We start from the raw sequence: 11,594 nt of genomic DNA on the forward strand, positions 1-11,594 counted from the left end.
CTTCTGGGTGTCGGTGGATCTGTCGGTATGTCGGTGGGCGTGTCGGTCACGCCGACGCGGGGGTGCCCGGGTGGTGCCTCGTCACGTCCTCGAGCAGGTGCCTGAGGCGCGTGGAGTCGTCCTCGAACGCCCGCCTTAGGGATCCGGTGCCGCCGGGGCCACGCGGCATACCCACGCCGTTGCGCGCGGGGTCCGCGACGAGGGCGAGGTGGAGCCGGAAGACGGCCTCGACCAGCTCGTCGAGCGCGTCGTCGTCGTGGCTCTCGTTCACCCCGAGCAACCGCGGAACACCTCACGCACCCGGGCTCCCGGCTGGCAGCCGAGCTCGGCCGCGAAGAGCGACCGACAGGACTCGTACGCGCGCAGCCCGTCGGCGTGCTGGCCGCGCAGCTCGAACGACCTGAGGAGCACGAGCCACGCCGACTCGGAGAACTGGTCGCGCTGGAGGGCCTGCGCGGCCCAGCGCTCTGCCTGCCCGTGGGCGCCCGCCGCGAGGGCCAGCTCGGCCGCGTCCAGCGTGGCCTGCAGGACCTCGTCGTCGTGGTCGCGCCGCGCCTCGCTGATCCACACCGAGTCCTCCTCGGGCAGCAGCGCGGCCTGGACGGCGGCTAGGGCCGAGGCGTAGCGGCGCAGGGCCCCGGCCGAGGTCGCCCCGCCGTCGCGGGCGGCGACCCGCAGGCGCCGGAACCGTCGGATGTCGAGGTCCACCCGGTCGACGTCGAGCCGGTAGCCGCCGGGCATCGTCAGCACCGGGCCCGCCGTGCCGCCGACCAGGACCTCCAGGCGCCGGCGCAGGAGACTCACGTACGACTCGAGCGTCGCCATGGCGCCGTGCGGAGGAGCGACCCCCCACAGCAGCTCGACGAGCCGAGCCTTCGAGACCCCGGTCTCATGGTGCAGACACAGCGCGAGCAGCACCTGGCGCACCTTCGCGCCACCCAGCTGTCGCGGGCCGAGCGCGGCCCCTCCGCCGCTCAGCGTCAGACCCCCACAGAGCCTGATGGTCAGACGTTCATCAGGTCGCCTCATCACGATCCCCCCTCAAGGACGTGAGTCCATGATGGGAGCGGTCCGGCAGGCGGGCACGCGCCAGCATCGGTGCCGCAGCGCGCCGAAAATTGGGTGCCTGTTTCGCCTCGGGCGCCACCCGCGACGTGTTACTCCGTTGACAAAGCGGACGAATCCATCGCCTCGTCAGGGTTGGTCAGGGTCGGTCAGCGGGTGCGGCAGCCGCGGCTTCGGCGGCCACACGTGGCGGCCGTCACTCCCACTCGATGGTGCCCGGCGGCTTGCTCGTGACGTCGAGCACGACCCGGTTGACCTCTTCCACCTCGTTGGTGATGCGCGTCGAGATGGTCGCGAGCACGTCGTAGGGGACGCGCGCCCAGTCGGCGGTCATCGCGTCCTCGGAGGCGACGGGCCGTAGCACCACCGGGTGGCCGTAGGTGCGGCCGTCGCCCTGGACGCCGACCGAGCGGACGTCGGCGAGCAGCACGACAGGGCACTGCCAGATGTCGCGGTCGAGGCCGGCCCTGGTCAGCTCCTCGCGGGCGATGGCGTCGGCTCGGCGCAGGACCGCGAGGCGCTCGGCGTCGACCGCGCCGATGATACGGATGCCGAGACCGGGCCCCGGGAACGGCTGGCGCCAGACGATGACCTCGGGCACGCCGAGCTCGAGCCCGACCTGGCGCACCTCGTCCTTGAAGAGCGTGCGCAGCGGCTCGATGAGCGAGAACTGCAGGTCGTCCGGCAGCCCGCCGACGTTGTGGTGGCTCTTGATGTTGGCCGCGCCCTCACCGCCGCCGGACTCGACGACGTCGGGGTAGAGCGTGCCCTGGACGAGCCACTTGACGGGATGCTCCTCGTCGCCGCGGTCGTGGACGACGTCGCGGGCGGCCTGCTCGAAGACGCGGATGAAGTGCTCGCCGATGATCTTGCGCTTGGTCTCGGGGTCGGTGACGCCGGCCAGTGCGTCGAGGAAGCGCTCGCGCGCGTCGACGACGACGAGGTCGACGCCCGTGGCCTCGACGAAGTCCTTCTCGACCTGCTCGGCCTCTCCCTCGCGGAGCAGGCCGTGGTCGACGAAGACGCAGGTCAGCTGGTCACCGACGGCCTTCTGCACCAAGGCTGCCGCGACGGAGGAGTCGACCCCGCCGGACAGCGCGCAGAGCACGCGGTCCTCGCCGACCTGCTCGCGGATCGCCACGACGAGCTCGTCGACGACGTGTCCGGGAGTCCAGTCGGGCGTGATGCGCGCGCCCTTCCAGAGGAAGTTCTCGAGCACGCGCTGGCCCTGCTCGGAGTGCAGCACCTCGGGGTGCCACTGCACGCCGTAGAGGCGGCGCTCGTCGTCCTCGAACGCGGCCACCGGCGTACCTGCCGTGGTCGCGGTGACGGCGAAGCCGTCGGGCGCTGCGCTCACGGAGTCGCCGTGCGACATCCACACGGTCTGGCTCGGGGGCTGGCCGGCGAAGAGCGTGGACTCGACGTCGCTGATGGCCGCGTCCGTCTTGCCGTACTCGCGGGCACCCGTGCGGGCGACGGTGCCACCGAGGGCCTGGGCCATGGACTGGAAGCCGTAGCACATGCCGAAAACGGGCACGCCTGCCTCGAGCAGCGCCGGGTCGAGGCGGGGAGCACCGTCCTCGTAGACCGAGCTCGGCCCTCCGGAGAGGATGATCGCCGCGGGCTCCTTGGCGAGCATGTCGCCGACGCTCATCGAGTGCGGGACGACCTCGCTGTAGACCTGGGCCTCGCGCACCCGCCGGGCGATCAGCTGGGCGTACTGCGCGCCGAAGTCGACGACGAGGACGGGGTGGCTCTGCAGGTCGGTCGCGTGCGCTTCGGTCACGGGCGCCAGCCTATCGGCCCGGAGGGCGACCCCCGGACGGCGTCCGCCCCGTCAGCGGACCACCCGTGCGGGCCGGTCGCCCGGTGGTCCTTCGAGACGTCGCGGGCACGCCGGTCGAGACGCAGCGCCTCGGCGCGGGCCTCCCCCGCGTCGCCGGACCCAGGAAGGGAAGCTCGGCAGATCGCGACATGGCCGACGTGGGCAGGGAGCCCGGTTCGGGAGCCGTTCGGGAGCCGTCCGGGAGCCGTTCGGGGGCTCGGCTCAGCCCGGCGCCACCCCTCAGGCGCGGTCGGGGCCGCCCACGGCGTAGGCCCGCGAGAGCAGCGCCTCGGTGGCGACCGTGTTGCGCCGTTCGGCGATCCACGGCACGACGGGGACGAACCCCGCGAGCAGGTTCTTCACGATGCGCACCACGCCCCACGCGGACTTGAGGCCCAGGTTCGCGACCGACGCGGCATACGCCATGTAGATGACGCCGTGGATCGGGCTCCAGTACTCGGTGAGCACGTTGGTCTGCTTGAAGACGTACTTCATGACCATCTCGAGGATCAGCACGAACAGCGCGATGCCGGCCACGGTCGCGAGGACGCGGTAGATCGACAGGGCCGACCGGATCTGCTGCGGCTTGGCCAGGGTGTGGGGGTACGTGCTCACGTCGTCGCGCCTTCTCTCGGTGCGTCTGTCGGTGCAGCGACGGGGTCCTCCGCCTGCTGTTCTGCTCGGAACATCTTCCACCACATCCAGATCGCGAAGATCCCGAAGACCCACCACTGGACGGCGTAGGCCGCGTTGCGCAGGTTCAGGGGCGCGTCGAGCGGTGGCGGTGGCACCCGGGTGAGGCCGGACGGCAGCACGTCGGCGCCCGCCGACGGGCCTGACGTCTCCGCGGAGGCGAGGACGACCGCGTTGTAGAGGTCGCCGGGCCACTCGTTGACGAGGGTCGCGAGGTCGATGGAGCGCACTCGCGGCGGCGGCAGCGGGTCGCCGGGGCGTGGCGACTCGCCGGGCCCGAGGGTCCCGCTCACGGTGACGACCCCCGTCGGCGGCGCGGGCGCCCTGACGGGCGTGCCGTCGACGAAGCCGCGCAGCACGGGCACGGTGCCGCCGTCGGTCTCGAGGGGCGTGACCACCCACGAGCCGACGCGGCCACCCAGACGACGGTCGACGACGAGCAGACTGCGCTCGGCGGCATACCTGCCCGTGACGGTGACGGGGCGGTTGGACAGCTCGGCGCGGAAGTCGCTGTGGGGGGCGGTGACCTGCTGGAGCGGGGCCCGCTCGAGTGTCGACGCGGCGGCGACAACGTCCTGGCGGCCCGAGTCACGGGCGACGCCGAGCTGCCACAGGCCGAGCCAGGTGCAGGCGGCGACGACCACCAGGAGGGCCGCGAGCATGCCGACCCAGCGAGGGGTGAGCAGCTGCCGGAACACGCCCCAAGGGTAGGTCACCTCCCTGGCGCCGACCTGCCCCGGGCCGGCCGTCCGTGCCAGACTGCTGCGCCATGCCCACGTTCCGTGCCCGCCCGGGCCGTATGCCGTCCCGCGCGGTCGTCGTCGCGCCCGCGGTCCTGCTCGCCGCCGCCGCGCTCGTCGCGGCGTGCGGAACGGACACCCCCTCGAGCCGGCCGACCGTGACGGTCTTCGTCGACCCGCCGGCGAAGGCCGCGGCCACCACGCCCGCTCCTGCCAGGACGTCCGTGCCCACGGTCGCCGCCCAGCCGACCACCGCGGCCGTGCCGACCGCCCTCGCGGTCGGGCGTCAGCGCAACGCACCGCACTCGTACGCCGAGGCGCGGGCGCGCATAGAGTCCGCCTCGCCCGCCTCGCCGGTGACCAGCACCTTCCAGAGCCCGAGCGGCAACATCGTCTGCCACCTCGGGGGTGCGCGGGGCCTCGCCGCCTGCGAGGTCAGGTCGGGGCGCGTCGGCCTGCCCACGACGTCGATCTGCCCGCCCGGCGGACCCACGGACATCGGTCGCGTCGAGCTCCGGGCGTCGGGCGCGCGACCCGTGTGCAACGCCGACACGATCCGCGACGGTGGAGAGCCGAAGCTCTCCTACGGCTCACGCACCGCCGCCCTCGACCCTGTCGCGTGCGTCAGCGAGGAGTCGGGGGTCACGTGCGTCGACAGCTCGTCCCGCCGCGGCTTCTTCCTCGCCCGCGGCACCTTCGTCACGTTCTGACCGGGTCGGCCCGCGGTCAGCGGGCCGACTCGGTGCACCTAGGATTGGGACCACGACCTGACGTGGACCGATCCGCACACCCGACGACCGAGGGGCCGCCGTGGCGCAACTGTTGCTCCTGCACCTGCTTGCCGCCGTCGTCGCGCCGTGGCTGGCGAAGGTGCTCCGCACCAAGGCCTTTCCCGTCCTCGCCGTCACACCGGCAGTCTCGTTCGCCTGGCTCGTCTCCGTCTCTGGTGACGTTCGCGCGGGCAACCTTCCGACACAACGCATCTCGTGGGTTCCCGGCCTCGGCATCGACCTCGACTTCCGCCTCACCACCCTCTCCTGGGTGCTCGCCCTGCTCGTCACCGGCGTCGGGGCCCTCGTGCTGCTCTACTGCACCTGGTACTTCGCCGACCGCGACCCGACCCTGTGGCGCTTCACGTCGGTGTTCACCGCCTTCGCCGGGGCGATGCTCGGGCTCGTCCTCACCGACAACCTGCTCCTGCTCTACGTCTTCTGGGAGCTGACGACCGTCTTCTCCTACCTGCTCATCGGCCACAACCCGGCCAGCTCGACGAACCGTCGCGCCGCGATGCAGGCTCTCGTCGTCACCACCTTCGGCGGACTGGCGATGCTCATCGGCATCATCGCCGTGGGCGTGCACCACACGTACTCCATCAGCGAGCTGCTCGCCCATCCTCCGGCGCTCGACGCCGTCACCGTGACGGCGCTCGTGCTGCTCCTCGTCGGCGCCCTGTCGAAGTCGGCACTGGTGCCGTTCCACTTCTGGCTGCCGGGCGCCATGGCGGCGCCGACCCCCGTGAGCGCCTACCTCCATGCGGCCGCGATGGTCAAGGCCGGCATCTACCTCGTCGCGCTGCTCGCACCGGGCTTCGCCGGGGCGCCCGCCTGGCACGCGCTGACCGTAGGGCTGGGCGTCTTCACGATGCTCGTCGGCGGCTGGCGAGCGCTGCGACAGCACGACATCAAGCTGCTCCTCGCCTACGGCACCGTGAGCCAGCTCGGCTTCATCGTGGCCATCGCGGGCCTCGGGACGAAGACGTCAGCGCTGTCGGCCCTCGCCCTCGTCATCGCGCACGGCCTCTTCAAGTCGACTCTCTTCCTCACCGTGGGCGTCGTCGACAAGCTCACGGGCACCCGTGACCTGCGCGAGCTGTCGGGCGTCGGCCGGCGGCTGCTGCCGGTCTCGGTCCCCGCCACCCTCGCGGCGCTGTCGATGGCGGGCATCGTCCCGCTCGCGGGCTTCGTGTCGAAGGAGAGCGCACTCGAGGCGCTGTGGCAGGACGTCCAGACGTCGACCCCCCTGCCCGCCCCGTGGAGCTGGCTCTCGATCGCCGGCGTCGTCGCGGGCTCTGCGCTCACCGTCGCCTACACGGCGCGCTTCCTCTGGGGCGCCTTCGCGACGAAGCCCGGCCTCGAGCCCACCGCGGTCAAGGCGGCCCACCCGGGCTTCGTCCTCTCCCCCCTGCTGCTCGGCGTCGGATGCCTGCTGCTCGGCCTGCTCTCCCCGCTCGAGTCCCCGTGGCTGCTGCCGTACGCCGTGTCGTTCCCCCTCGGCGATGCCCCGCCGACGCTCGCGCTCTGGCACGGCATCACCGTGCCGCTCGTGCTGTCCGTCGTCTCGGTCGCGACCGGCCTGCTGCTCTTCGCCCGTCGCGACGTCGTCGGGCGGGCGCAGGCCAGGGTGCCCGCCCTGGTCGACGGCGAGCGGGGTTTCGCGCACACGCTGCGATGGGTCGACCGCGGCGCCGTCGAGACCACGGCGGTCACCCAGCGCGGCTCCCTGCCCATCTACCTGGCGGCGATCCTCATCGTCTTCGTCGCGCTGCCCGGGGGCGCCGCGGCGACCCGCGGGTCGCTGCCGCCGATCCGCTTGTGGGACAACGCTGGCCAGGTCGTCGTCGGGGCCTTCATGGTCGTCGCGGCGCTTCTCGTCCTCGTCACGCGTCGCCGCCTCACCGCGGTCATGCTCGTCGGCGCCACCGGCTACGGCGTCTCGCTCCTCTTCATCCTCCACGGCGCCCCCGACCTCGCGATCACGCAGATGCTCGTCGAGACCGTGTCGCTCGTCGTCTTCGTGCTGGCCCTTCGCCGCCTTCCGACGAAGTTCACCCGTCACCCGCACTCACCGTCGCGCACCTGGCGCATCGCCCTGGGCATCGCCGTGGGCGCCTCGGTCGGCCTCATCGCGCTCGTCGCGTCGGGCGGCCGCACGGTCGACCCGGTGTCGGTCGACTTCCCGAGGGAGGCGTACGCGTTCGGCCACGGCAAGAACATCGTCAACGTGACGCTCGTCGACATCCGCGCCTGGGACACCCTCGGCGAGGTGTCGGTCCTCGTCGCCGCGGCGACCGGCATCGCGAGCCTCATCTTCGTGCGCACCCGCAACACGCGGCTCTCGCGGGTGACGGCCAAGGCGCTGCCCTCGAGCAACCCGTCGCGCGGCACCTGGCTGCACGGCGGACGCACCATGCGCAAGGAGAAGCGCTCGGTCATCTTCGAGGTCGTCACCCGCCTCGTCTTCCACGTCATGCTGGCCGCGTCGCTCTACCTGCTCTTCGCCGGCCACAACCAGCCGGGCGGCGGTTTCGCCGGCGGCCTCGTCGCCGGGCTCGCGCTCGTGGTGCGCTACCTCGCGGGGGGCCGCTACGAGCTCGACGAGGCGGCACCCTTCGACGCCGGCCTCCTCGTCGGTCTCGGCCTGCTCGTCGTCGTCGGCTCGGCCCTCGCGCCGCTCGCCTTCGGCGGCACGATCCTCGAGACGACCGCGGTCGACTTCACGCTGCCCCCGTGGGGCGAGGTGCACCTCGTCACCTCGCTCTTCTTCGACATCGGTGTCTACCTCATCGTCGTCGGGATGATGCTCGACATCGTGCGCAGCCTCGGCACCGGCATCGACCGGCAGATCGCCGACGAGGAGTCCGAGCGCGAGTCCGAGGTGGCCAGGGCATGACTCCGACCATCGCCCCGGCCCTCATCGAGTCGACCCTCCAGCCCAACCTCACGCTGGTGCTCGTCACCGTCTTCCTCGTCGCCGCCGGCACCGCACTGGCGCTCGACCGCAGCCTCGTGCGCGTGCTGCTCGGCATGGTGCTCATCGGCAACGGCGTCGCCGTGCTCTATCTCGTCATCAGCGGGCGCGCCGGCCGCGCCCCGTTCGTCGACGAGGACCCCGCGGCGATCAGCGACCCGCTCCCCCAGGCGATGGTGCTCACCGCGATCGTCATCTCGCTGGCCACGATCGGCTTCCTCCTCGCGCTCTCCTACCGGCTCTGGCAGATCTCCGGCACCGACGACGTGCCCGACGACGCCGAGGACGCCCGCATCCAGCGCCTGGCCCTCGAGGACCAGACGTCGTCGACCTACGACCCGTCCGAGACGTCGACGACCACCTCCGACGAGCTGGCAGGCGAGACGACGGCCGACGGGGGCGAGCGGACATGACGGACTTCCCGGTGTCGAACCTCGTGCCCCTCCCGGTGCTGCTGCCGCTGCTCGGCGCGGCGCTGACCCTCGCGTTCCGGCGCTCCCCGCGGCTCCAGCGCAGCGTGAGCATCGCCGTGCTCGCCGCGGTGGTCGCGGTCGCAGGCGTGCTCGTCCGGCAGACCGACGTGCGCGGGCCCCAGGTGCTGTGGCTGGGCGCGTGGCAGGAGCCACTCGGCATCTCGCTCGTCGCCGACCGGCTCAGCGCCCTCATGCTGCTCGTGTCGGGCATCGTCACGCTGCTCGTGCTCGTCTTCGCCATCGGTCAGGGGCAGGCCGACAGCGAGGAGGAGAACGAGAGCGAGACGCCGCTCACGATCTTCCACCCGACCTACCTCGTGCTGTCGGCAGGTGTCTCCAACGCGTTCCTCGCCGGCGACCTGTTCAACCTGTTCGTCGGCTTCGAGATCCTGCTCTTCAGCTCCTACGTGCTCATCACGGTGGGCGGAGCCGCGTCCCGCATCCACGCGGGCACCACGTACGTCGTCGTCAGCCTGCTCAGCTCGGCGCTCTTCCTCGTGGGCATCGCCGCCGTGTACGCCGCCACGGGCACCGTCAACCTCGCCCAGCTGGCGATCCGCGTCGGCGACCTCGCGCCGGGCGTCGCCCTCGTGCTGCAGCTCTGCCTGCTCACGGCCTTCGCGATCAAGGCGGCGATCTTCCCCATGTCGGCGTGGCTGCCCGACAGCTACCCCACCGCTCCCGCTCCGGTGACGGCCGTGTTCGCCGGACTCCTCACCAAGGTCGGCGTCTACGCGATCATCCGGGTGCAGACGCTGCTCTTCCCCGACTCCCCCCTGCAGGGCCTTCTCATGTGGGCGGCGCTGCTCACGATGGTCATCGGCATCCTCGGCGCGGTGTCGCAGTCGGGTCTCAAGAGGATCCTGTCGTTCACCCTCGTCAGCCACATCGGCTACATGATCTTCGGCATCGCCCTCGCCACCCCAGAGGGCACGGCCGGGGCGATCTTCTACGTGGCGCACCACATCACCATCCAGACGGCACTCTTCCTCATCACCGGTCTCGTCGAGCGGCTCGGGGGCACCACGTCGCTCGACCGCCTCGGTGGGCTCGCGGCGGCCTCCCCCGTCCTCGCGACCCTCTTCTTCGTCTCGGCGATGAACCTCTCGGGCATCCCCCCGATGTCGGGCTTCCTCGCGAAGATCGGGCTGCTCCACGCCGGCATCGCGCTCGGCACCCCGCTCGCCTGGCTGCTCGTCGTCGGCGGCATCGTCACGAGCCTGCTCACGCTCTACGCGCTCGCGAAGGTGTGGAGCCAGGCGTTCTGGCGCACGCTCGCCGACGCCCCGCACTCGATCGAGACCGCCGCCGGCCTGCAGCTCGGCACCCTCGACGTCGAGCCGGCGGCCGACCCCGCCACCGCTGTCGTCGTGGACACCGCCCCGCGCACGCTGCCCCGCACGATGCTGGGCGCGACGGCCGCCATGACTGCGGTCGGGCTCGCCATCACGTTCGTGGCCGGCCCCCTGTACGCCTACACGCAGCGGGCGGCGGGCGACCTCGCCCGCCGCGACCCGTACGTCACCACGGTGCTGCCCGAGGGCGTGCGGCGATGACCGAGACACGCACGGGCACGGCGCACCGAGGGCCCGAGGCGCCCCGTCGCAGGCGTCGCGTGCTGCAGCCTCGCGCCGTCGCCACCATCGCCCTCGCCTGGGTGCTGCTCTGGGACCGCGTCACGTGGGGCAACGTCGTCAACGGCGTCCTCGTCGGCCTCGTCGTGACGTACGCGTTCCCGCTCCCGTCGATCGAGTTCCGCGGACGCCTGCGCCCGCTCCGGCTGGCCTGGCTCATCCTGCGTTTCCTCGCCGACCTCGTCGTCGCCTCGTGGCAGGTCATGCTGCTCGCGTTCGGCACGCGCCGGCCGCGCAACGCCGTCATCGGGGTGCAGCTGCGGTCGCGCTCCGACTTCTACCTCACGATCACGGCCGAGCTGGTGGCACTGGTGCCGGGCTCGGTCGTCGTCGACGCGCGCCGGTCGACGTCGGTCCTCTACCTGCACCTGCTCGATGTCGACGACGACGCTGCCATCGAGGCGCAGCGCGCCCACGTGCTCGTGGTCGAACGGCGCGTCGTGCGCACCTTCGGCTCGCGCGAGGAGATCGCGTCGGTCGAGACCGGTGCGCCGTGGCCGGGCCACACGACCGCGGATCTGCCTGAGGGGCAGCGCAGCTCGTCGAACGGCGACCGATCCGACGACGACCTCGACGACCACCTCGACGACCACCCCGACGGCAGGGAGGAGCTCCCGTGACCGTCGTCCTCACCCTGGCCCTCGCCATGCTCGGGGCGGCAGCCGCCCTGGTGCTCGTCCGGCTCTTCCGCGGGCCGAGCAACCTCGACCGCATCATCGCGGCCGAGATCCTGCTCGTCATCGTCATCGCCGGGGTGGCGCTCGAGTCGGCCCGACAGAACACCTCGACCTACCTGCCGCTCCTCATGGTGCTCGGGCTGGTCGGCTTCGTCGGCGGCGTCGCGGTCACCCGCTTCATGTCCCGCGACTCCGACGAGCCCGACGCGGTCCAGCGCGAGATCCCGGAGCAGCCATGACGACCCTGACCACCGTGCTCGACGCCGCCGGGGGCGTGTGCCTGCTGCTCGGCTCGTTCCTCTGCCTGGCGGGCGCCATCGGCCTGCTGCGCTTCCCCGACGCCCTCTCCCGGCTGCACGCCGCCACGAAGCCGCAGACCCTCGGCCTGATCCTCATCCTCGCCGGCCTCGCGCTGACCCTGCGCACCTGGGCTGCCGTCACGACGCTCGTGCTCCTCGCGGCGACCCAGTTCTTCACCTCCCCCGTCTCGGCCCACCTCGTCGGGCGGGCGGCCTACCGCAACCGCCACGTCGACTACGGCACGCTCGAGGTCGACGAGCTCTCCGAGGCGCTCGAGCGTTCCGGCTGGGACCCGACGCGCTGACGCCTCTCGTCGGCACCCCCGCCGGTGGCGGACGGCATACCCCATGAGGGTTTGACCTCAAGTCCACTGGAGCTCTTACGGTCGGGCCGTGGCCCCGACGGAAAATGGCGTGAAACGCCCTCTCGCCGAACGTAAA

General features: G+C 72.1%; 12 protein-coding genes. 7 read left to right on the plus strand and 5 right to left on the minus strand.

Translation table 11 applies throughout. The annotated features are described in order from the left end of the window. Positions 1 to 46: 46 nt before the first annotated feature. The 5 genes from ACFQ2V_RS09855 to ACFQ2V_RS09875 all read right to left on the minus strand — a co-directional run bounded on the left by ACFQ2V_RS09855 (position 47) and on the right by ACFQ2V_RS09875 (position 4,281). Positions 47 to 271 carry a hypothetical protein gene (locus tag ACFQ2V_RS09855; RefSeq protein WP_386052513.1) on the minus strand — a complete coding sequence of 75 codons (225 nt, stop codon included), beginning with the start codon at positions 269 to 271 and terminating at the stop codon, positions 47 to 49. Beyond that, positions 268 to 1,029 (minus strand): AfsR/SARP family transcriptional regulator, encoded by a 762-nt coding sequence (locus tag ACFQ2V_RS09860; RefSeq protein WP_386052514.1) that lies wholly within the window; start codon positions 1,027 to 1,029, stop codon positions 268 to 270. Before ACFQ2V_RS09860 ends, ACFQ2V_RS09855 begins: the two co-directional genes overlap by 4 nt. Positions 1,030 to 1,261: 232 nt before the next feature. After that, positions 1,262 to 2,851, minus strand: a complete 1,590-nt coding sequence (gene guaA / locus ACFQ2V_RS09865) for a glutamine-hydrolyzing GMP synthase (RefSeq protein ID WP_386052515.1) — start codon at positions 2,849 to 2,851, stop codon at positions 1,262 to 1,264. 279 nt (positions 2,852 to 3,130) lie between these two features. Then, positions 3,131 to 3,505, minus strand: a complete 375-nt coding sequence (locus tag ACFQ2V_RS09870; RefSeq protein ID WP_386052516.1) for a DUF3817 domain-containing protein — start codon at positions 3,503 to 3,505, stop codon at positions 3,131 to 3,133. Beyond that, positions 3,502 to 4,281, minus strand: a complete 780-nt coding sequence (locus tag ACFQ2V_RS09875) for an SURF1 family protein (RefSeq protein ID WP_386052517.1) — start codon at positions 4,279 to 4,281, stop codon at positions 3,502 to 3,504. Before ACFQ2V_RS09875 ends, ACFQ2V_RS09870 begins: the two co-directional genes overlap by 4 nt. Before the next feature lie 71 nt (positions 4,282 to 4,352). Between ACFQ2V_RS09875 and ACFQ2V_RS09880 the strand changes: the two genes are divergently transcribed. The 7 genes from ACFQ2V_RS09880 to mnhG all read left to right on the plus strand — a co-directional run bounded on the left by ACFQ2V_RS09880 (position 4,353) and on the right by mnhG (position 11,458). Continuing rightward, a complete protein-coding gene (locus ACFQ2V_RS09880) occupies positions 4,353 to 5,033 on the plus strand; it encodes a hypothetical protein (protein ID WP_386052518.1) in 681 nt (226 codons plus the stop codon). A gap of 100 nt (positions 5,034 to 5,133) precedes the next feature. Beyond that, positions 5,134 to 7,992 carry a Na+/H+ antiporter subunit A gene (locus tag ACFQ2V_RS09885; RefSeq protein ID WP_386052519.1) on the plus strand — a complete coding sequence of 953 codons (2,859 nt, stop codon included), beginning with the start codon at positions 5,134 to 5,136 and terminating at the stop codon, positions 7,990 to 7,992. Beyond that, positions 7,989 to 8,483: an NADH-quinone oxidoreductase subunit K gene (locus ACFQ2V_RS09890; protein WP_386052520.1), complete on the plus strand. Its 495-nt coding sequence runs from the start codon at positions 7,989 to 7,991 to the stop codon at positions 8,481 to 8,483. The genes ACFQ2V_RS09885 and ACFQ2V_RS09890 overlap by 4 nt, the downstream gene beginning before the upstream one ends. Continuing rightward, positions 8,480 to 10,099, plus strand: coding sequence for a Na+/H+ antiporter subunit D (locus ACFQ2V_RS09895; protein ID WP_386052521.1), 1,620 nt, complete (start codon positions 8,480 to 8,482; stop codon positions 10,097 to 10,099). Before ACFQ2V_RS09890 ends, ACFQ2V_RS09895 begins: the two co-directional genes overlap by 4 nt. Next, on the plus strand, positions 10,096 to 10,797 hold the full coding sequence (locus ACFQ2V_RS09900) for a Na+/H+ antiporter subunit E (RefSeq protein WP_386052522.1): 702 nt from the start codon (positions 10,096 to 10,098) through the stop codon (positions 10,795 to 10,797). The genes ACFQ2V_RS09895 and ACFQ2V_RS09900 overlap by 4 nt, the downstream gene beginning before the upstream one ends. Next, entirely contained in the window at positions 10,794 to 11,093 is a 300-nt protein-coding gene (locus ACFQ2V_RS09905) for a monovalent cation/H+ antiporter complex subunit F (protein WP_386052523.1), read from the plus strand. Before ACFQ2V_RS09900 ends, ACFQ2V_RS09905 begins: the two co-directional genes overlap by 4 nt. Next, on the plus strand, positions 11,090 to 11,458 hold the full coding sequence (gene mnhG / locus ACFQ2V_RS09910; RefSeq protein ID WP_386052524.1) for a monovalent cation/H(+) antiporter subunit G: 369 nt from the start codon (positions 11,090 to 11,092) through the stop codon (positions 11,456 to 11,458). The genes ACFQ2V_RS09905 and mnhG overlap by 4 nt, the downstream gene beginning before the upstream one ends. Positions 11,459 to 11,594: the final 136 nt, after the last annotated feature.

This window comes from Terrabacter terrigena (assembly GCF_042676085.1).
In the GTDB taxonomy this organism is placed as follows: Bacteria; Actinomycetota; Actinomycetes; order Actinomycetales; family Dermatophilaceae; genus Terrabacter; species Terrabacter terrigena.

Coding starts and splice junctions, on each gene's coding strand:
- ACFQ2V_RS09860 (WP_386052514.1), bottom strand. CDS start 1,029: ATGAGGCGACCTGATGAACGTCTGACCATCAGGCTCTGTGGGGGTCTG.
- ACFQ2V_RS09880 (WP_386052518.1), top strand. CDS start 4,353: ATGCCCACGTTCCGTGCCCGCCCGGGCCGTATGCCGTCCCGCGCGGTC.
- ACFQ2V_RS09890 (WP_386052520.1), top strand. CDS start 7,989: ATGACTCCGACCATCGCCCCGGCCCTCATCGAGTCGACCCTCCAGCCC.
- ACFQ2V_RS09895 (WP_386052521.1), top strand. CDS start 8,480: ATGACGGACTTCCCGGTGTCGAACCTCGTGCCCCTCCCGGTGCTGCTG.
- ACFQ2V_RS09900 (WP_386052522.1), top strand. CDS start 10,096: ATGACCGAGACACGCACGGGCACGGCGCACCGAGGGCCCGAGGCGCCC.
- mnhG (WP_386052524.1), top strand. CDS start 11,090: ATGACGACCCTGACCACCGTGCTCGACGCCGCCGGGGGCGTGTGCCTG.